At 66.6% G+C, this 18,899-nt stretch carries 23 protein-coding genes and 1 tRNA gene; 16 read left to right on the top strand and 8 right to left on the bottom strand.

Translation table 11 applies throughout. The features are described from left to right. Positions 1-111 precede the first annotated feature (111 nt). On the top strand, positions 112-429 hold the full coding sequence (locus HZY97_RS09185; RefSeq protein ID WP_180142776.1) for a hypothetical protein: 318 nt from the start codon (positions 112-114) through the stop codon (positions 427-429). Positions 430-445: 16 nt separating this feature from the next. Here the strand turns inward: HZY97_RS09185 and HZY97_RS09180 are convergent, their stop codons facing one another. Further along, on the bottom strand, positions 446-1,510 hold the full coding sequence (locus tag HZY97_RS09180; RefSeq protein WP_180142774.1) for a DSD1 family PLP-dependent enzyme: 1,065 nt from the start codon (positions 1,508-1,510) through the stop codon (positions 446-448). Positions 1,511-1,594: 84 nt separating this feature from the next. Between HZY97_RS09180 and HZY97_RS09175 the strand changes: the two genes are divergently transcribed. The 3 genes from HZY97_RS09175 to HZY97_RS09165 all read left to right on the top strand — a co-directional run bounded on the left by HZY97_RS09175 (position 1,595) and on the right by HZY97_RS09165 (position 3,822). Next, positions 1,595-3,391: an aminopeptidase P family protein gene (locus HZY97_RS09175; RefSeq protein ID WP_180142772.1), complete on the top strand. Its 1,797-nt coding sequence runs from the start codon at positions 1,595-1,597 to the stop codon at positions 3,389-3,391. Further along, positions 3,358-3,507 carry a hypothetical protein gene (locus tag HZY97_RS09170; protein ID WP_180142770.1) on the top strand — a complete coding sequence of 50 codons (150 nt, stop codon included), beginning with the start codon at positions 3,358-3,360 and terminating at the stop codon, positions 3,505-3,507. The genes HZY97_RS09175 and HZY97_RS09170 overlap by 34 nt, the downstream gene beginning before the upstream one ends. A 240-nt stretch (positions 3,508-3,747) precedes the next feature. Next, positions 3,748-3,822, top strand: a tRNA-Thr gene (locus tag HZY97_RS09165). Between the two features lie 8 nt (positions 3,823-3,830). On the opposite strand, the gene HZY97_RS09160 is transcribed toward HZY97_RS09165, so the two are convergent. From HZY97_RS09160 to HZY97_RS09150, 3 genes are read right to left on the bottom strand one after another with little or no spacing between them, the layout of a single operon-like run. Beyond that, positions 3,831-5,105 carry an adenosylmethionine--8-amino-7-oxononanoate transaminase gene (locus tag HZY97_RS09160; protein ID WP_180142768.1) on the bottom strand — a complete coding sequence of 425 codons (1,275 nt, stop codon included), beginning with the start codon at positions 5,103-5,105 and terminating at the stop codon, positions 3,831-3,833. Further along, complete coding sequence (gene bioD, locus HZY97_RS09155; protein ID WP_180142767.1) at positions 5,102-5,728, bottom strand: dethiobiotin synthase; 627 nt, start codon at positions 5,726-5,728, stop codon at positions 5,102-5,104. Before bioD ends, HZY97_RS09160 begins: the two co-directional genes overlap by 4 nt. Then, positions 5,719-6,843, bottom strand: coding sequence for an 8-amino-7-oxononanoate synthase (locus HZY97_RS09150; protein ID WP_180142765.1), 1,125 nt, complete (start codon positions 6,841-6,843; stop codon positions 5,719-5,721). The genes bioD and HZY97_RS09150 overlap by 10 nt, the downstream gene beginning before the upstream one ends. Positions 6,844-6,947: 104 nt before the next feature. On the opposite strand from HZY97_RS09150, the gene HZY97_RS09145 reads away from it, so the two are divergent. The 10 genes from HZY97_RS09145 (at position 6,948) to HZY97_RS09100 (ending at position 14,238) form a co-directional block, all read left to right on the top strand. Continuing rightward, positions 6,948-7,595 carry a hypothetical protein gene (locus HZY97_RS09145; RefSeq protein WP_180142763.1) on the top strand — a complete coding sequence of 216 codons (648 nt, stop codon included), beginning with the start codon at positions 6,948-6,950 and terminating at the stop codon, positions 7,593-7,595. Between the two features lie 65 nt (positions 7,596-7,660). Continuing rightward, on the top strand, positions 7,661-8,773 hold the full coding sequence (locus HZY97_RS09140) for an S-(hydroxymethyl)glutathione dehydrogenase/class III alcohol dehydrogenase (protein ID WP_180142761.1): 1,113 nt from the start codon (positions 7,661-7,663) through the stop codon (positions 8,771-8,773). Then, entirely contained in the window at positions 8,773-9,129 is a 357-nt protein-coding gene (locus tag HZY97_RS09135) for a cupin domain-containing protein (RefSeq protein WP_218942975.1), read from the top strand. The genes HZY97_RS09140 and HZY97_RS09135 overlap by 1 nt, the downstream gene beginning before the upstream one ends. A gap of 14 nt (positions 9,130-9,143) precedes the next feature. Further along, the gene (purU, locus tag HZY97_RS09130) at positions 9,144-9,974 is read left to right on the top strand and encodes a formyltetrahydrofolate deformylase (RefSeq protein ID WP_180143183.1); all 831 of its coding nucleotides are present in this window, start codon (positions 9,144-9,146) and stop codon (positions 9,972-9,974) included. Between the two features lie 11 nt (positions 9,975-9,985). Further along, positions 9,986-10,819 carry an S-formylglutathione hydrolase gene (gene fghA / locus HZY97_RS09125; protein ID WP_180142759.1) on the top strand — a complete coding sequence of 278 codons (834 nt, stop codon included), beginning with the start codon at positions 9,986-9,988 and terminating at the stop codon, positions 10,817-10,819. Further along, positions 10,816-12,033 (top strand): NAD(P)/FAD-dependent oxidoreductase, encoded by a 1,218-nt coding sequence (locus HZY97_RS09120; RefSeq protein WP_180142757.1) that lies wholly within the window; start codon positions 10,816-10,818, stop codon positions 12,031-12,033. Before fghA ends, HZY97_RS09120 begins: the two co-directional genes overlap by 4 nt. Before the next feature lie 100 nt (positions 12,034-12,133). After that, entirely contained in the window at positions 12,134-12,346 is a 213-nt protein-coding gene (locus HZY97_RS09115) for a helix-turn-helix transcriptional regulator (protein WP_180142755.1), read from the top strand. Further along, a complete protein-coding gene (locus tag HZY97_RS09110) occupies positions 12,339-12,743 on the top strand; it encodes a hypothetical protein (protein WP_180142753.1) in 405 nt (134 codons plus the stop codon). Before HZY97_RS09115 ends, HZY97_RS09110 begins: the two co-directional genes overlap by 8 nt. A 28-nt stretch (positions 12,744-12,771) precedes the next feature. Next, positions 12,772-13,698, top strand: a complete 927-nt coding sequence (locus tag HZY97_RS09105; protein ID WP_257214966.1) for a TraB/GumN family protein — start codon at positions 12,772-12,774, stop codon at positions 13,696-13,698. Positions 13,699-13,758: 60 nt separating this feature from the next. Continuing rightward, positions 13,759-14,238, top strand: coding sequence for a DUF1440 domain-containing protein (locus tag HZY97_RS09100; RefSeq protein WP_180142751.1), 480 nt, complete (start codon positions 13,759-13,761; stop codon positions 14,236-14,238). A 1-nt stretch (position 14,239) separates the two neighbouring features. Here the strand turns inward: HZY97_RS09100 and HZY97_RS09095 are convergent, their stop codons facing one another. The 4 genes from HZY97_RS09095 to HZY97_RS09080 form a co-directional block, all read right to left on the bottom strand. Continuing rightward, complete coding sequence (locus HZY97_RS09095; protein WP_180142749.1) at positions 14,240-15,004, bottom strand: exonuclease domain-containing protein; 765 nt, start codon at positions 15,002-15,004, stop codon at positions 14,240-14,242. 79 nt (positions 15,005-15,083) lie between these two features. Beyond that, a complete protein-coding gene (gene pgmG, locus HZY97_RS09090; protein ID WP_180142747.1) occupies positions 15,084-16,472 on the bottom strand; it encodes a phosphoglucomutase/phosphomannomutase PgmG in 1,389 nt (462 codons plus the stop codon). A 52-nt stretch (positions 16,473-16,524) separates the two neighbouring features. Continuing rightward, a complete protein-coding gene (locus tag HZY97_RS09085) occupies positions 16,525-16,785 on the bottom strand; it encodes a DnaJ domain-containing protein (RefSeq protein WP_180142745.1) in 261 nt (86 codons plus the stop codon). Next, the gene (locus HZY97_RS09080; RefSeq protein ID WP_180142743.1) at positions 16,785-17,579 is read right to left on the bottom strand and encodes a division plane positioning ATPase MipZ; all 795 of its coding nucleotides are present in this window, start codon (positions 17,577-17,579) and stop codon (positions 16,785-16,787) included. The genes HZY97_RS09085 and HZY97_RS09080 overlap by 1 nt, the downstream gene beginning before the upstream one ends. Positions 17,580-17,658: 79 nt before the next feature. Between HZY97_RS09080 and panC the strand changes: the two genes are divergently transcribed. Both panC and HZY97_RS09070 read left to right on the top strand, forming a co-directional pair. After that, positions 17,659-18,495 carry a pantoate--beta-alanine ligase gene (gene panC / locus HZY97_RS09075; RefSeq protein WP_180142741.1) on the top strand — a complete coding sequence of 279 codons (837 nt, stop codon included), beginning with the start codon at positions 17,659-17,661 and terminating at the stop codon, positions 18,493-18,495. Positions 18,496-18,601: 106 nt separating this feature from the next. After that, a complete protein-coding gene (locus HZY97_RS09070) occupies positions 18,602-18,898 on the top strand; it encodes a hypothetical protein (RefSeq protein WP_180142739.1) in 297 nt (98 codons plus the stop codon). Position 18,899 lies beyond the last annotated feature (1 nt).

Genomic DNA, 18,899 nt, shown 5'->3' with positions numbered 1-18,899 from the left:
CGAACGATCCCCGGCGCATGCGATGAACGCATTGTTGTTTTCAGTTCATGCAACTCTCCTGTGTCCATGCAGGTTGTCCCCACATGTCCTGATCAACGCAGGAGGAGTGTCATGCGTAAGATGATTGCCACGCTCAGCGCCTTTGCGCTGGCCATGCCCGTTGCGGCCATTCCGATGGCCCCTGCTTCGGCCCAGTCTCACTATAAGGGCAAGTCGACCAAGTCGCGTGCCTATTACAAGAAGTGCCGCCATTCGCCGGGTCATGCCGGCCTGATCGGCGGTGCCGCGGTTGGCGTGCTCGCCGGTCCGGCGATCATCGGCCACGGCCTGCTCGGTGCAGCAGTCGGCGGTGTCGGCGGTGCCTTTGGCGGCCGCGCGATCGATCGCACGATCAGCGCCAAGAACCGCTGTTATTACGTCCGCCGCTAGGTCCGCGCACAGACCTTCAGGTGGAACGGCCCCTGGCGGTCACCGGCCACGCGCCGGTGACCGTCCCGCCGTCCACCAGGTGATAGGCGTCGTATAGATTTACCGTCGGGTCGCAGTGTGGCGGAACGAGCGTAACGCGTTCCGCCAGACCCGGCAGGTCCTCGCCGATCAGCGCACCCTGCTCGTCGCCCATGAAGGCGAAGCGGGCCGTGCCTGTCGCGACTATGGGCACCCCGGCATCGGTGGCGAACGACTTCAATCCCGCATCGATCGTCACCATGCCGGGCGTGTTCGCGCTGACCACGGTGGAATCCACCCACAAGGCCTGTTCGAACACCGGCCCCGCCAGCTCGCAATCGCGATATTCGCGGTCGAGGAAGATGTAGCTGCCGACCTGCAGTTCGGTGAGCACGCCCAACTCCGCATCGATCGCGAAAGTACCAGTGCCCGCGCCGGTCACCACCGGAATCGCGAATCCCGCATCCTTGAGCGCCGCCAGCACGGTGCGCAGATAGTCGGTCTTCTCGACGATCGCGGCGTGCCGGTCGGCGAAAGTCGTGATGTGCTGCTCGGAACCGCAATAATATTGCACCCCGCCGAGTAGCAGTCCCGCCTCTGCGATCGCCCGCGCCAGCGCCACGGCCGCCTCGGGCGAAGTCACCCCGGTGCGATGCTTGCCCGGATCGACATCGATGAAGAATGTCGCCCCGCATCCTGCCAGCCGCCGCACCACGTCCGGGTGGTCCGCGACCATCGAAAGCCGGATCTTCGCCGCAAGCGCAGTCACCCGCGCGATCCCGCCCGTGGTCACCACCGGCGAGGTGAGGTGGATATCGCCCACCCCGTCCGCCGCCAGCGCCTCGGCCTCGCCCAGCTTGGCGCAGCAGATGCCCACGGCACCCGCCGCGACCTGCCGCCGCGCGATCTCGCCGCTCTTGTGCGTCTTGGCATGCGGCCGCAGCGCCAGCCCGCGTTCCTTCGCGAAGCCCGCCATCGCCGCGATATTGCGGTCCATCGCCGCGACGTCGAGTAGCAGGGCGGGGGTGGCCAGGTCGGTGCGGGGCAAAGGGAAATGGGTCATCGCCGAAGCGATAGCCCAAGGTGTGACTTTTGCCGAATATCGGCGCAAAGCAGCCCCATAGATTTCAGCTAAGAGTGAGTTCCCATGTCCAGCTATGCCGACCGCCTCAAGGCTCTTCGCGAGCAGCTGAAGCGCGACCGTCTCGACGGGTTCGTCGTGCCCCTCACCGACGAGCACATGTCCGAATATGTCGGCGCCTATGCCCAGCGCCTCGCCTGGCTGACCGGCTTCCAGGGCTCGGCCGGCAGTGCGGTCGTGCTCTCCAGCGAAGCCGCGATCTTCACCGACGGGCGTTACACGCTCCAGGTTCGCCAGCAGGTTTCGGCCGACGATTGGGAATATGTCGGCGTGCCCGCCACCAGCATCGCCACCTGGCTTGGCAAGCATGCGCCCGAGGGCGGCCGGATCGGCTATGACCCCTGGCTGCACACCCGCGCCTGGGTCGAAGAAGCGAAGAAGGCGCTGGCAGAGAAGGGCGCCGAGCTGGTCGCGGTGAACACCAATCCGATCGACGCGGTATGGCCCGACAAGCCCGCCCCGTCGGACGCGACGCTCGCGGTGCAGACCGACGACCTCGCCGGCAAGTCCTCGCCCGCCAAGCGCGCCGAGATCGCCGACTGGCTGGCCGAGCGCAAGGCCGACGCCGTCGTCCTCTCCGCGCTCGATTCGATCGCCTGGGCGTTCAACATCCGAGGCACTGATGTGAGCCACACGCCGGTCGCGCTCGCCTATGCGATCGTCAATGCCGACGGCACCGCCGATTTCTTCGTCGCGCCCGAAAAGGTCACCGACGAAGTCCGCAAGCATCTCGGCAATGCGATCCGTATCCATGACCGCAGCGCATTCGCTCCTGCGCTCCAGGGCTTTGCCGGCAAGCGCGTCGCCGCCGATCCGGGCAGCGCGGTCGCTGCGGTGTTCGATGCGCTCGATGCCGGCGGCGCCAAGGTGCTGCCGCTGCGCGATCCGGTGATCCTCGCCAAGGCGGTGAAGAACCCCGCCGAGATCGCCGGGCAGAAAGCGGCGCAGGCGCGTGACGGTGCCGCACTCAGCCGCTTCCTGAAATGGTTCGAGGAAACCGCGCCGCAGGGTGGCCTCACCGAAATGTCCGCCGCCGACAAGCTGCGCGAATTCCGCGACCAGACCGGCGTGCTCAAGGACCTGAGCTTCGACACGATCTCGGCCACCGGCCCGAACGGCGCGATCCCGCACTATAAGGTTACCGACGAATCGAGCCTGCCGATCGAGCTAGGCCAGCTCTACCTCGTCGATTCGGGCGGCCAATATGCCGACGGCACCACCGACGTGACGCGCGTGATGCCGGTGGGCAGCGCGAGCGAGGAGATGAAGGACCGCTTCACCCGCGTGCTCAAGGGCCATATCGCCATCGCCACCGCGATCTTCCCCGACGGCACCACCGGCGCCCAGCTCGACAGCTTCGCGCGGCGCCCGCTCTGGGAAGTCGGGCTCGACTATGGCCACGGCACTGGCCACGGCGTCGGCTCCTATCTGTCAGTGCATGAAGGCCCGCAGCGTATCGCGCAGCCCTTTTATCCCGGCGGCCAGAGCCTTGAGTCACTGCGCGAGGGCATGTTCCTGTCGAACGAGCCGGGTTACTATAAAGCGCAGGAATTCGGCATCCGGATCGAGAACCTGGTGCTGGTCACCAAGCAGTTGATTTCGGGTGCGGAACAACAAATGCTCGGCTTCGAGACGTTGACCTTCGCGCCGATAGAGCGAACGCTAATTTTACCATCTCTGCTAACCGAGCAGGAACTCGCCTGGCTTAATGCCTATCATGCTGAAGTTATGCGGGTTTTGGGACCGCAGCTGAGCGGGGACGAGTATAAATGGTTAGAAGCGAAAACCGCACCTATCGGGTGATGTGGTTCTTGGCCGGCGCGGTGGCGATGGCGATGTACCTTCAGGGGCCGCACGCAATCGCGCGTAACGCCTATGATGCGGCCGAGGGCGCCTCGCTCTGGTTCGGATCACTCTGAGAATCGCCTGAATCGGCAGGCGAGTCCGTGAGCAGGTCGCCGACAGCGGCCTGCTCACGCGCCTGCGCCTTCCGTTTCCTCAGATTGGCCCGCAACGCTTCCGCCAGCCGGGCTTTCTTTTCCGCTTCGCTCATGTTCCTGCGATAAACCGCCTGTACGCGGGTTGACAATCGGTCGTCCCCAAGCACATAGGCGCGCTCCCGCTTGGGACCCGGCACCCGCCGGACCGTTCGAGCGAGTGCTGCCGTAGCTCAGTGGTAGAGCGCATCCTTGGTAAGGCTGAGGTCGTGAGTTCAATCCTCACCGGCAGCACCATTCGCTTTCTAGAACGCGAATAAATCCCCCATACGGGGCTCCCGCTCGATAAATTCCGTCACCGTCGCGTAGACCGCGTCGAGATCGCCATCCTCGATGCAATAGGGCGGCATCACATAGAGCGTGTTGCCCAGCGGCCGCAGCAGCACGCCGCGCTCCAGCGCGAAGGCGCGCAGCCGCGGCCCCATCGAATCGAGATAGGCCGATTCGCCCGCCCCGATCTCCGCTGCGACGATCGTACCTAGCCGGCGCGGGTTGCGGATCAGCGGATGCTGGCTGAGCCGGTCGAGCCGGTCCTGCTGGCGGTCGCCCAGGTCGGCGATGCGATCGAGCACCGGCTCCTCGCGCCAAATCGCCAGGTTCGCATTGGCCGCGGCGCAGGCGATCGGATTGGCGGTGTAGCTCGACGAGTGGAAGAACATGCGCGCGCGGTCGTCCGAGAGATGCGCGTCGAAGATCGGCGCGGTCGCCATCGTCACCGCCAGCGGGATCGCACCGCCGGTCAGCCCCTTGGACAGGCAGAGTATGTCGGGCACCACGCCCGCCCGCTCGCAGGCGAGCAGCGTGCCGGTGCGCCCCCAGCCGGTCATCACTTCGTCGGCGATGAACAGCACGCCGTGCGCCGCGCAGATCTTGCGCATCTCGGCGAGCAGGCTGGCCGAATAGAATTTCATGCCCCCGGCGCCCAGCACCAGCGGCTCGACCAGCAACGCGGCGGGCTTTTCCCGGCACTGCGCCTCGAGCGCGTCGAGCGTCGCCTGGGCGCGGCCGGGTTCGGGGAAGGGGATCGTCGCCACGTCGAACAGCAGCGGCTGATAGGGCCGGTTGAACACCCCGCGCGCGCCGACCGACATGCCGCCGATCGTATCGCCGTGATAGCCATGCTCCATCACGACGATGCGGTGACGGGGCTCGCCGCGATTGTCCCAGAAGCCGAGCGCCATCTTCAGCGCGACCTCGACGCTGGTCGAGCCGCTGTCCGAGTAGAAGACATGGCTTAGCGGTTCGGTCGTGATCGCCACCAATTCGCGCGCCAGCGTCTCAGCGGGTTCGTGCGTCCAGCCGGCGAAGATGATCTGGTCCATGCGCGCCGCCTGCTCGGCGATCGCGGCCATGATCCGCGGGTGGCAATGGCCATGCGTCGTCACCCACCAGGACGAGATCGCATCGACGAAGCGCCCCCCGTCCTTCGTATGCAGCGCCGCGCCCTCGGTGCGCACCACTTCGGGGATCGGCTCGTTCAGGCCATGCTGGGTGAAGGGGTGCCAGACGGGCGAAGTCATGCCTGAAAGTCTCTGAGGTCGAAGGCCTGGGCGAAGGCAGTGGAAAGCGCGTCGCGGTTCAGCGGGGCGAGGATCGGCAGCCGCCCGAGCCGGCGGACCTTGCCAGTCGCAGCGATCGTCGCCTCGCTGTCCTCATTCGCTTCGCCGACAAAGGCGAGGCCGAGGATCGGCACGCCGCGTGCACGCAGCGCCTCGATCGACAACAGGCTGTGGTTGATCGTCCCCAGGCTCGTCCGCGCGACCAGCACGGTCGGAAAGCCCCATCGCGCGAACAAATCGGCATAGAGCAGCTCGCGCGTAACAGGCACCAGCACGCCGCCCGCGCCCTCGATCACCAGCGGATCGACCACAAAGGGATCGATCTGCGGCGGCATCAGCCGCTCGGGGTCGATCGTCACGCCGTCGATCTCGGCCGCGAGATGCGGCGAACTCGGCGTGGTCAGCCGATAGGCTTCGGACAGCACCGCCACGCCCGCCAGTGCCGCGACTCGCTCGGCGTCGCTACCGCCATCGAGCCCGCTCTGGATCGGCTTCCAATAGCTTGCGCCCAGTGCCCCGGCCAGGCCGGCGGCGAACACGGTCTTGCCGATATCGGTATCGGTGCCGGTGACGACTATCCGCATGCCAGGCTCCCCAGCGCATCGGCGAGCGCGGCGACATCGTCCTCGCGCACGTTGAGCGTCACCGAGATGCGCAGCCGCGAGGTGCCGGCCGGCACCGTTGGCGGGCGGATGCCGCGCACATCGAAGCCGCGTTCCTGCAATGCCGCCGCCGCCGCCATTGTCCGCGCATCCTCGCCGAGCACCAGCGGAAGAATCTGCGATCCCGTCGCCTGCACGTCCACCGGAGCGAGCAGCGCCTCAGCCCTGGCGATCAGCGCATGCAGCCGTGCGCGGCGCTCCGGCTCGGCGATCAGCCTGAGCGCCACGCGCACCGCTTCCGCCATCAGCGGCGAGGGCGCAGTCGAGAAGATGAAAGCGCGCCCGCGATTGACCAGGAAGTCGCGCACCACCTGTGGCCCGCAGAGCAGCGCGCCTTCGCAGCCCAGCGCCTTGCCGCAGGTGTGCAGCGTGATGAGGTTCTCGCGCCCGGCCAGCCCGGCGGCCAGTCCGCGGCCGGAGTCGCCGAACACGCCGGTGGCATGCGCCTCATCCACGAGCAGGATTGCCTCGTGCCGGTCAGCCAGCGCGGCGAGCGCATCGAGTGGTGCGCGGTCGCCGTCCATCGAATAGAGGCTCTCCACGGCGATCCACACGCGACCGACGCCACCTTCGTGCCGCCAGTCCAGGATCGCATCCTCGAAGTCGCCGACGTCGTTATGCCCGGCGGACCGCACCTCGGCCCGGCTCAGCCTCGTCCCTTCATGCGCGCTGGCATGGACCAGCGCATCGTGCACGACCAGGTCGCCACGCTGGGGCAGGGTGGCGAGGAGCGCCGCGTTTGCCGCATAGCCGGTCGAGAAATAGAGCGCGCTCTCCGCCCCGAAAAAGGTCGCGGCCTCGGCCTCCAGCCGTTCATGCGCGTCGTGATTGCCGCGCAGCAGCCGCGATCCGCCAGATCCGATCGGTACGCCTGCGTCGATGGCGCCCCGCACCGCCACCGCGAGTTCGGGATCGCTGGCCAGCGCCAGATAATCGTTCGAGGAGAAATCCCGTCCGGCCCGCTTGGTCAGGCGCCGCGCGCGGCTCCGCTCGGCAAGGTCGGCAAGGTCGCGGGCTTGGGCTTCGAAATAGGCCATTACAGCTGCCCATAAGCGCAACTTGCCCGCTCGGCCAACGGCCCAGGCTTGCCGCGCCGGACTTATGAGTGTATTATGGTAGCAACACACACGGGAGACAGGCGATGCAGCGCCCCTTTATCGGCGATAGCGGAAGGCCCTTCGGCACGGTTGCGGCCTTGCTCTGCCTGTTGTTCACGATCGCGCTGATCGTGCTGGGCGACGTCGCGCACGACCTGGCCGGTGCGGCAGACCCGTTCACTGCGATTGCTCGGGGCAAGCTCGAACCGGCGCAGGCCTATTGGGGGCTGTTGCTGGCGAGCGAGATCGTCCGCTGCGTGTTCGCCGGCGCGCTGCTGCTCGCGATGTGGACGCTCGCCGGGCCGATCGGGCCACGCACGCCGGGGCGCGACGTCGCGCTGTTTACCGGGGTCGCCGGCATCCTCTGCCTGGTCGTCGCCGCGCATTTCACCATCGAGGCGGCGGCTTTCCTCGGTCAGGGCAGGGTTTCGCCGCGTGCCGACCTCGTCGCCACGCTCACCTTGCTCGGCCACGCCGGGATTGCGCTCTGGGTGACGCTGACGGTGCGCGAGGCCCGCTCCGCGCGCAGCCTGCCGGGCTGGGTGCAACTCGCCGGGCTGGTCTTTGCGGGTCTCGTCTTCGTCTCGGGCTTTTCGCGCCCCTTCCTCGAATTCGCCGGGTTCGCGGGCATTCTCTGGTGGGGCGGCATCTTCCTCACCCTTTACCGCCCCGAAGACCGGCGTGCGCGCTGACGGCTTGATGCCTTGCAACTCGGCGGCGTTTCCACGATCACGCCGGCGAACAAGGAGCAAGCCCCATGAAGACCCGCGCCGCCGTCGCCTTCGAAGCGAAACAGCCGCTCGAAATCGTTGAGCTCGACCTCGAAGGCCCCAAGGCGGGCGAGGTCCTGGTCGAGATCATGGCGACGGGCATCTGCCACACCGATGCCTACACGCTCGACGGCTTCGACTCGGAAGGCATCTTTCCCAGCGTGCTCGGCCATGAAGGCGCCGGTATCGTCCGCGAAGTCGGCCCGGGCGTGACCAGCGTGAAGCCCGGCGACCATGTCATCCCGCTCTACACCCCCGAATGCCGCCAGTGTAAGTCGTGCCTTTCGGGCAAGACGAACCTGTGCACTGCGATCCGCGCCACGCAGGGCAAGGGGCTGATGCCCGACGGCACGTCGCGGTTCAGCTACAAGGGCCAGACAATCTTCCACTATATGGGCTGCTCGACCTTCTCGAACTTCACCGTGCTGCCCGAGATCGCCGTCGCGAAGATCCGTGAGGACGCGCCGTTCAAGACCAGCTGCTATATCGGCTGCGGCGTCACCACCGGCGTCGGCGCGGTGGTCAACACCGCCAAGGTGCAGGTCGGCGACAATATCGTCGTGTTCGGTCTGGGCGGCATCGGCCTCAACGTGCTGCAGGGCGCGAAGATGGCGGGCGCCAACAAGATCATCGGCGTCGACATCAACCCGGACCGCGAGGAATGGGGCCGCCGCTTCGGCATGACCGACTTCATCGATGGCCGCGGCAAGTCGCGTGACGAAACCATCGCTGCGATCCTTGCGCTCACCGATGGCGGCGCCGACTATACCTTCGATTGCACCGGCAACACCGAAGTGATGCGCACCGCCCTCGAGGCGTGCCACCGCGGCTGGGGCACCAGCATCATCATCGGCGTGGCCGAGGCGGGCAAGGAGATCTCCACCCGCCCGTTCCAGCTCGTCACCGGCCGCAACTGGCGCGGCACTGCGTTCGGCGGCGCCAAGGGCCGCACCGACGTGCCCAAGATCGTCGACTGGTATATGAACGGCAAGATCGAGATCGACCCGATGATCACGCACGTCCTCACGCTCGACGAAATCAACAAGGGCTTCGACCTGATGCACGCCGGCGAGAGCATCCGCAGCGTTGTGGTCTACTGATGGACGGGGTGGTGAACCTTGCGGAGAAGTTCGCCACCTTCTCCGAGCATTGGGCGCCGCGGCTCGTCGCCAGCTACAATGGCAACGACGTGCGCATCGTGAAGGTCGAGGGCGAGTTTGTCTGGCATAGCCATGACGACACCGATGATTTCTTCCTGGTGATCGACGGCGTGCTCGACATCGAGCTGCGCGACCGCACGGTGACGCTTGGCCCCGGCGAGCTCTACGTCGTCCCGCGCGGCGTCGAGCATCGCCCCGTCGCCCGGCATGGCGAGGTGCGCATGATCAACATCGAGCCGGGCGGCACCCACAATCTCGGCGAGGGATCGCCGCAGCAACCGGTGGTGGCCGCGTGACGCCCCCGGCCTGGATCCTCACCCTCGATTGCGAGGATCGGCCGGGCATCGTCGCGGCGGTAAGCGGCTTCCTCGCCGAGCGTGACGGGTTCATCCTCGACAGCCAGCAATATGCCGATCTCGATGCCGGCCGCTTCTTCATGCGCGTCGAGTTCAAGGCGGCGGCTGCACCGTTCGAGACTGCGCTTCTTCGCGCGCAGTTCACGCCCGTCGCGGCGCGCTTCGGCATGGATTGGGCGCTGGCAGAGGCGGGCGCGCGCCCGCGCGTCCTGATCGCGGTGTCGAAGGGCTCGCATTGCCTCAACGACCTGCTCCACCGCTGGAAGACCGGTAGCCTGGGCGTCGATATCGCCGGGGTCGTCTCCAACCACGACACGCTGCGCGACCTTACCGAATGGCACGGGCTACCTTTCACCCGGCTGCCCGAAAGCAAGGGAGCGCAGGAGGGCGCCTTGCTCGCCGAGTTTGAGCACGCGGGCGCCGATTATCTGATCCTCGCGCGCTACATGCAGGTTCTGTCGTCCGCGCTCGCCGATCGCCTGGCAGGGCGGTGCATCAACATCCACCACAGCTTCCTGCCCGGCTTCAAGGGCGCCCGGCCCTATCACCGCGCGCACGAGCGTGGCGTGAAGCTGATCGGCGCCACCGCGCATTTCGTCACCAGCGATCTCGACGAGGGGCCGATCATCGAGCAGGCGGTGGAGCGGGTCGATCACCGCGCCTCGGTCGAGGACATGATCCGCATCGGCCGCGATATCGAGGCGCTGGTGCTTGCCCGGGCCGTGCAATGGGTGGGCGCGCACCGCGTCTTCCTCAACGGCAACCGCACGATTGTATTCCGCTGAAGGGACCCGGCATGGAACGCCTCTCCTCGAACAAGGCACATGGCGGCGTGCAGGGTGTGTATCGCCACGCCTCCGCCGTCACCGGTACCGCGATGACCTTCTCGGCTTTCGTGCCCGAGCACGAGCCTGGCGCGCGCCTGCCGGTACTCTGGTATCTCTCCGGCCTCACCTGCACCCACGCCAACGTCACCGAAAAGGGCGAGTATCGAGCCGCGTGCGCCAAGCATTGCGTCATCCTGATCGCACCCGACACGTCCCCGCGCGGTCCGGGCGTGCCCGATGACGAGGCCTATGATTTCGGCCAGGGCGCGGGCTTCTATCTCGATGCCACCCAGGAACCCTGGTCCACGCATTTCAGGATGCGTGCCTATATCGAGCAGGAGTTGCCCGCGCTGATCGGCGCCGAATTTCCGGCCGATATGACGCGCCAGGGGATCACCGGCCATTCGATGGGTGGCCACGGCGCGCTCACCATTGGCCTTCGCAATCCCGACCGCTTCCGCTCGGTGTCGGCCTTCTCGCCGATCGTCGCGCCCAGCCAGGTGCCCTGGGGACAGAAGGCGCTGGCCGGCTATCTCGGCCGCAACGAGGCAGGCTGGCGTGAATATGACGCGGTCGCGCTGATCGAGGAAGGCGCCCGCCTGCCCGAGCTGCTCATCGATACCGGCACCAGTGACCCGTTCCTCGAAAAGGAACTCCGCCCCGACCTGCTCGCCACCGCCTGCGGCAAGGCGGGCATCGCGCTCACCCAGCGGCTCCAGCCGGGCTATGACCATAGCTATTATTTCGTCTCGACCTTTCTAGGCGATCACATCGCCTGGCACGCCGAAAGGCTGAAGGCATGAAGTATGACGTCCTCATCGTCGGTGCCGGCCATGGCGGCGCCCAGGCGGCGATCGGGCTCCGCCAGAACAAGTTCGAGGGGACGATCGCGCTGCTCGGCGACGAGCCCGAGCTGCCCTATGAGCGCCCGCCGCTCTCCAAGGAATATCTCTCGGGCGAGAAGGTCTTCGAGCGGCTGCTGATCCGCAATGCTGCCTTCTGGGAAGAGCGCAGCGTGACGATGCTCCCCGGCCGCACCGTCACCGCCGTCGATCCCGTCGGCCACAAGGTCACCGCGAACGGTGAGACGATCGAATACGGCCAGCTGATCTGGGCGACCGGCGGCAAACCGCGCCGCCTGTCCTGCGACGGCCACCAGCTTGCCGGCATCCACACCGTGCGCACCCGCGCCGATGTCGACCAGATGATGCGCGAGCTGGACGGCGTCACCCGCGTCGCGGTGATCGGCGGCGGCTATATCGGGCTCGAGGCCGCCGCGGTGCTCGCCAAGCTCGGCAAACAGGTCACCGTGCTTGAAGCGCAGGACCGCGTTCTCGCCCGCGTCGCCGGCGAGCCGCTGTCGCGCTTCTTCGAGGCCGAGCACCGTGCGCACGGCGTCGAGATCCGCCTGGGCGTCCAGGTCGAGGCGATCGAGGGCACCGAGACCGTCACCGGCGTCCGCCTGGCGAGCGGCGAGGTCATCCCCGCGCAAATGGCGATTGTCGGCATCGGCGTCGTCCCCGCCGTAGCGCCCTTGCTCGACGCCGGCGCGGCGGGCGGCAATGGCGTGCTGGTCGATGAGCAGTGCCGCACCAGCCTGCCCGACATCTTCGCGATCGGCGACTGCGCGCTCCATGCCAACCGCTACGCCGCCGACGCCGCGATCCGGTTGGAGTCGGTCCAGAACGCCAATGATCAGGCCACGGTCGCGGCCAAGGCGATCTGCGGAGTCGAGGCCAGCTACGACGCCGTCCCCTGGTTCTGGTCCAACCAGTACGACCTCAAGCTCCAGACCGTCGGGCTCTCCGCCGGCCATGACGCGGCGGTGGTCCGCGGTGATCCCGCCACGCGCAGCTTCTCCCTGGTCTATTACCGCGATGGCCGGGTGATCGCGCTCGACTGCGTCAATGCGGTCAGGGACTATGTCCAGGGCCGCAAGCTGGTGGTGGAGGGGCTTGCCATCGATCCGGCCCGGATCGCCGATGCCGGCACCCCGATCAAGGAAATCGCAAGCTAGCCAAGCCTGACACTATGTCAGGTGTTGTTGACAGCGCCGTGCGACTCGCTATGTAAGGTGTGCCTGACAGAGTGTCAGGTCATAGGGACATGGCCAACCGTTGCGAAACCGCCTGAAAGTGCTGCGTGCCGAACGCGACTGGAGCCAGGCGGAGCTTGGCGGCCGGCTCGGCGTGTCGCGCCAGGCGGTGAATGCGATCGAGACCGGCAAGTACGATCCGTCGCTGCCGCTCGCCTTCAAGATCGCGCGACTGTTCGCCATGCCCATCGAGGAGATATTTTCCGATGCAGAGTCGGGAGGCGAGGATGACTGAGGGTCCCGGCGAGCGCGCCGAAAAGTCGCGCAGCAACCGTTTCTGGGGGCTGATGGCCGGCTTCATGCTGCTCGGCGGCGTGATCGGCGCCGGAATGGTCGTGATGGAGCATAATCAGGGCGTGCTGCCCGCCGCAGTGGCGATCGGCATCGTGGTCCTGCTGACGCTCGGCATCGGCGGCGGCACCTGGTGGTTCCTGCGCAGCGTCGACGAGGTCGAGCGGCGCGACAATTATCTGGCCAGCACGATCGCGCTCAACTTCTACCTGATCGCCTATGCCAATTGGTATTTCCTCTGGAAGGGCGCCGTGGTGCCCGAGCCCGACCATGAGGCCCTGTTCATTGCGACCATGATCGTCATGGCCGCCGCCTATTTCTGGAAGAAACTCCGGCCCTGAGAGGCCGCGCAACTGGAGTGTATCCCGCATGTTGAAGAAGAAGCTGCTCGCCGCTGTAGCCGGCATTGCCATGGCGCTCACGCTGCCCGCGGTCGCCTATGCCCAGGCGGCGCCCGCGCAGGCTGCTCCGGCGCCCGTCACCAAGGACGCCGATCCGGCGATCTGGGTGGTCAAGGATGCCGACACCACCATCTATCTGTTCGGCACCGTCCATGTCCTCAAGCCCGGCCTCAGCTGGTTCGACGAAGCGGTGAAGGCCGCGTTCGACAAGAGCGACACCGTGGTGCTTGAGATGCTCGAGCCCGATCTGCCGACGATGCAGGCGTTGATCATGAAGACGGCGCTGGCGCCGGCCACCGATCCGACGCTCACCGAGAAGCTGCCCGAGGCGAGCCGCGCGCCCTATGCCGCCGCGCTCACCGATCTCGGCATGCCCGCCGTAGCCCTCGATCGCTTTGAGCCGTGGTTCGCGGCGATGACGCTCAGCATCGCCCCGCTGCAGAAGCTCGGCTATGATCCGAACAGCGGCGCGGAGCGCACGATCACCGAAGCCGCCAAGGCTGCGAACAAGAAAATGGTTGGTCTCGAGACCGCGGAGGAGCAGCTTGGCTTCTTCGACAAGCTGCCTGCCGAGCAGCAGATCAAGTTCCTGGTCAACACGGTCGACGAGTATAAGAACGCGGGGCCGACGCTCGACAAGATGGTCGTGCAATGGGCCGCTGGCGATCCGGTCGCGCTCGGCGACACGCTCAACGAAGAGATGCGCAAGACGCCGGACTTGGCCAAGGTCGTCCTGTCCGATCGCAACGCCCGCTGGGCCGACTGGATCACCGCGCGGATGGCGCAGCCGGGCACGGTGTTCATCGCGGTCGGTGCGGGGCATCTCGCCGGCAGCGACAGCGTCCAGACCTATCTCGCCAAGCACAATCTCAAGGCAGAGCGCATCCAATATTGATGTGACCGGTTGAGCCGGGCAGGGAGGGGCGGCGCGCTCCTCCCTGCGCCGGAGACCGAAATGGCAAAGCCCCGTCCCTTTCTCGGCCTGCTCGCCGGCGTTGCCGCGGGGCTTGTCGCCTCGGCGGCGATGGCGGCGTTCCAGCATGCCGCCGGGAAGCTCCTGCCCGAGGATGACAAGGGTGGGGATCCCTCCACGGTAAAGGCTGCCGACAAGGCGAGCGAGACGATCCTCGATGCGCCGGTGCCTGACGATTATCGCGAGCAGGCGGGGCAGGCGATCCACTATATCACCGGCGCGGTGCTCGGCGGCATTTACGGGGTGATCACCGAATATCAGCCCGATGCGAGCGCCGGCTTCGGCAGTGCCTATGGCATCGCCACCAGCGCGCTGCTCGATGAAGTCGCGGTGCCCGCCGCCGGCCTGGCGCCGGGGCCGGAGGACACCTCACTTGAAGTCCACGCCTATGGCGCGGCTTCGCATCTGGTCTACGGGATCGTGCTCGAAGGGGTGCGCTGGCTGATCGCGGGCAAGCGCTAGGTCAGAACAGCAGATTCTGCGTCGACGCGTCGCGGCCGACGGGGCCACCGCCGCGCCGCCGCGCCAGCTCGGTCTGTGCGGTGAAGCGGATGTCCTCGTCGCGGTCGCCCAGGAAGCCATTGAGCGAATCATCGTCGATCTCGCTCCATTCCTTGCCGCGATCGGGCCCGAAGCGGACGCGGGGCAGCAGTCCGGGCAGCTTCGACCATTCGATTAGCTGGGCGATGCTCGCTTCGTTGAGCATGTCGCGCAGATGGTGCGCGGTGACATAAGCGTCAGGGAAAGCTCGGTGCGCGGGCAGGCCGCGTTCGTGCACCAGCCCCTCGGGATTGCGCCAATAGCGCAGGAACTGGTTCGAGAAACCGCCGCTGTCCGGCCAGAGCCGCAGCGCGCATTTCCAGGTGCAGATCCAGTCGGCGCCGCGGGTGAGCGCAGGCGTGCAATATTGCTCCTCGAAAGTCGCGCGGTGCGCGGCGAGCGCCACGCGGCGCGGCCAGGGATCGAGGATCGGTCGCGCGACGTCGTGCCACCAGGGCGCGTCGGCAACATCCTCGTCGCGGATATGGTGGATCGCCATGGTCAGCGGCGGGATCGGCCGGCCCGGATTGACCATCCGGTTGCCGCCCTCGCCGTACAGCTCCCAGCGCCCGTCCTTGCCCAGCGCGACGTCCTGCCAGCCGATCTCGACCACGGCGTGCGCGGGCGGCTTGTCGCCGGTAGTCTCCAGATCGATGACTCGGATGATGGGCGGGTGGGATGACGCCATAACCGCGCATGTGGGGGTGAAAGCACCAAAATGCGAGTCTTATCTCCCTCCCCCCGCCTGCGGGGAGAGGGAGGTGGGCTCAGTGCGCCGCCTGCTCCCCGCGCACCAACCCGCTCTGTGCGAGCTGGTCGTCGATCTGCGCGAGCAGCCGGTCGAGTCCGGCCTGGTCCTTCGCCTCCGCGCGGGCGACGAGCACGTCCTGCGTGTTCGAGGCGCGCAGCAGCCACCAGCCGTCGGGCGTGTTCACGCGTGCGCCGTCGGTGCGGTTGACCTCGGCGCCCGAGGCCTCGAGCCGGTCGAGCACTTCGTCCACCACTGCGAACTTGCGGCTCTCGTCGACCTGGAAACGCATCTCGGGCGTGTTGACCAGCTTGGGCATCGCGTCCTTGAGCGCAGTCAGCGACTTGCCGATGACATGGACTGCCTGGATCAGCCGGATCGCGGCATATTGCGCGTCGTCGAAGCCGTAATAATCCTGCGCGAAGAAGATGTGGCCGCTCATCTCGCCGGCCAGCGGCGCGCCGGTTTCCTTCATCTTGGTCTTCACCAGGCTGTGCCCGGTCTTCCACATCAGGGGCTTGCCGCCGAGCTCTGCGACTCGGTCGAACAGCATTTGCGACGCCTTCACATCGGCGATGATCGTCGCGCCGGGCTCCACGCGCAGAACAGGTTCAGCCAAAATGGACAGAAGCTGATCGCCCCAGATCACGCGGCCCTCTCCGTCGATCGCGCCCAGACGGTCGCCATCACCGTCAAAGGCAAGTCCGAAATCGAGCTGCTTGTCGGCGACGAGCTTCTTCAGATCGGCGAGGTTCTTTTCCTCGGTAGGATCGGGATGATGGTTGGGGAAATTGCCGTCCACATCGGTGAACAACGTGTGGTGCTCACCCGGGAGCAGCTTCACCAGCTTCTCGATCACCGGGCCGGCGGCGCCATTGCCCGTATCCCATCCGACGCGATAGGCGCCGCCGGCATATCCTGCGAGCAGGCGGCTGACATAAAGGTCCTCGACATCGGCGTCGGTCACGGTCTCGCTGCCGTCGCCGTCGTCCCAATCGCCTTCCGCGGCCATCTTGCCGAGCAGCTGGATCTTCTCGCCGAAGAAGCTGGTGTGCTGAAACACCATCTTGAAGCCGTTATAATGGCCGGGATTGTGGCTGCCGGTTATCTGGATGCCGCCATCCACCTCCAGCGTAGCCTCGGCATAATATAGCATCGGGGTCGGGCCCATGCCGGTGCGCACCACCGAGCAGCCCGAGGCGGTGAGCCCCTCGATCAGCGCTTCCTCGAGCATCGGCGAGGACAGGCGGCCGTCGCGGCCCACTGCCACGCGGGTGCCGCCGGCGCGGCGCAGCAGCGTGGCGAAGCCGCGGCCGATCGCGCGCGCGTCGTCAGGGCCAAGAGCCTCTCCCACGATCCCGCGAATGTCATACTCGCGCAGTGAAGTGGGGTCGAAACGGTGCGTCATAAAGCCTCCGGGGGAACTGGTGCCCGCCTAATCCCCGAGCGGGCCGGAAAGTTCAATTGCGAAGGCGTAACAAGGTGTCGCGCGCCGCATTAATCCGGCGAGTCAGCTCGGCCGATCCGCCCTTGTCGGGATGCACCGCGCTGACCAGCCGGCGATGCGCCGCGCGGATGTCCGCCTCGTCCGCCTCGGCGGTGATCCCCAGGATCGCGCGCGCCTCGTCCTCGGGCATGCGCGGTCCCTTGGAGCGCGGCTTCAGCACGAGCTGGTAGAGCGCGTAGAGCACGCCGGCGGCAATGAGCAGCTTGAAGAGCATCAGGCGAACAGCGGCATGGTGACTTCGGGAAGGGCGAGCCCGGCCATCATCTCGCGCAGCTCTTGGCGCGCGGCGACGTGCGCCAGGCCCATCTCGCCGAACTCGCGGCTGTCGAGCATCGTCAGCCCCTGCGGGAACAGCTCGCGATAGATCACGCGCTCCGAAAGCCCCGAGATCACCCGGAAGCCGACGCGCTTGGAAAGCTGGTCGATCGCCTCGGACACGCGCTTCATGTTGCGCGCCTCGATATGCTGCATGCGATTGCGCAGGACCACCCAGTCGATCGTCTCGCCGTCCGCCTTGGCGCGGCGCTTGCGCGATTCCCAGATCAGCTCGGAATAGAAGCTCGGGCGGACGACCTTGAAGGTATCGGGGTCGACCTGGCCGATCAGGTCGAAGTCGACGAAGCTGTCGTTCATCGGCGTGACCAGCGTGTCGGCATTGGTCACTGCGATGCGCGCGAACTTGTCGTCGCGGCCCGGCGTGTCGATCACCAGGAAGTCCGCGCCTTCGCCGAGCTTGTCGAGCGCCTCGGAGAAATAGGACATGCTCTCGCCGTCATGCGTGTCATAGACCGGCATCGGCAGCTCGCGCCCCATCCGCTTGCTGGTCGCGGCGCGGTTGTCGAGATAGCGCCCCATCGTCCGCTGGCGGTGGTCCAGATCGAAGCAGGCGACGCGCGCACCCTTCGAGGCAAGGGCGATCGCAGTGTGAACGGCGGTGGTGGACTTGCCCGTCCCACCCTTCTCGTTCGCGAAAACCAGAACGTGCAGTCGCTTCGACCCTTCGCTCAACCTACAACATCCCTTACTTGATCGCGCCGGCTCCCCCCCATAGAAGGCCGCGCTTCCGTCTTATCGAAAGTGTTAACGCGTGCAAACAGTCCGTCAGCTCGAAGCCCTTCGCGAGGCGATTTCCGCCTGGCGCCAGGCCGGCGAGCGTATCGCTCTCGTCCCCACCATGGGGGCGCTGCATGACGGGCATATGGCGCTGGTCGACGCGGCCAGGCGCTCCGCGGACCGCGTCGTCGTCTCGATCTTCGTCAATCCGAAGCAGTTCGGCGCGAACGAGGACCTTGCCAAATATCCCCGCAAGGAGGCCGCGGATTCGCGCCTGCTCACCGGCGCGGGCGTCGACGTTCTATGGATGCCCCCGGTCGAAGTGGTCTATCCCGAAGGCTTCGCGACTAACGTCTCGGTCTCGGGCGTCAGCGAAGTGCTGGAGGGCGCGCACCGCCCGGGCCATTTCGACGGCGTCGCCACCGTAGTCTCCAAGCTGTTCAACCAGGTCCAGCCCGACCTGGCGTTCTTCGGCGAGAAGGACTGGCAGCAGCTCGCGGTGATCCGCCGCATGACCACCGATCTCAACCTTCCCGTCGAGATCCAGTCGGTGCTCACCCAGCGCGATGACGACGGCCTCGCGCTCTCGTCGCGCAATGCCTTTCTGATGCCCGAAGACCGCGCCAAGGCCGTCGCGCTCCCGCGTGCGCTCGGTGCGGTTGCCCGCACGATCGCCGAGGGCGGCGATGCCGAGGCGGCGCTGGCCCAGGCACGCGAGACGCTCGCCGCCGCCGGCTTCGAGGTCGATTATGTCGCGCTCGCCGATGCCGAGAATCTCGGTGCGCCGGAGGCCGGCCGGCCGATGCGCCTGCTCGCCGCTGCGCGGATCGGCGGCACCCGGCTGATCGATAATATCGCCGTACCCGAGTAAGTACGGACCTGAATATTTACAGTTAACGCTGTTAACCATTTGTTTCGAATTCAGGTGTCAAACCCCAAGCCACCACGAAAGGGTGTGGTTAACAGGGGTGAGCGACATGGGCAGCAGCCTGAAGAGTGCGCGTTTCCTAATCGAGAGCCGGCTGCGTGACGCGGCCCGCGGCGATGCCAACGCGTGTTATGATCTGGGTATGGTCTATTCGAGCGGTGCCGACGGCATCGGCGTCGATCTGATCGAGGCCCATAAGTGGTTCAACATCGCCGCAGTCACGGGCGACCAGCGCGCGCAGGAATGCCGCGCCGAAATCGCCGAGGACATGTCGGCGCGCGAGATCATCGAAGCGCAGAAGGCCGCACGTGCATGGCTCCGCGGCTTCGAGGTGCGGGCGGCGTAAC

This window comes from Sphingomonas sp. R-74633 (genome assembly GCF_013416555.1).
GTDB lineage: Bacteria > Pseudomonadota > Alphaproteobacteria > Sphingomonadales > Sphingomonadaceae > Sphingomonas.
Note: the sequence above shows the minus strand (reverse complement) of the source record. Positions and strands in the feature narration are given on the sequence as shown.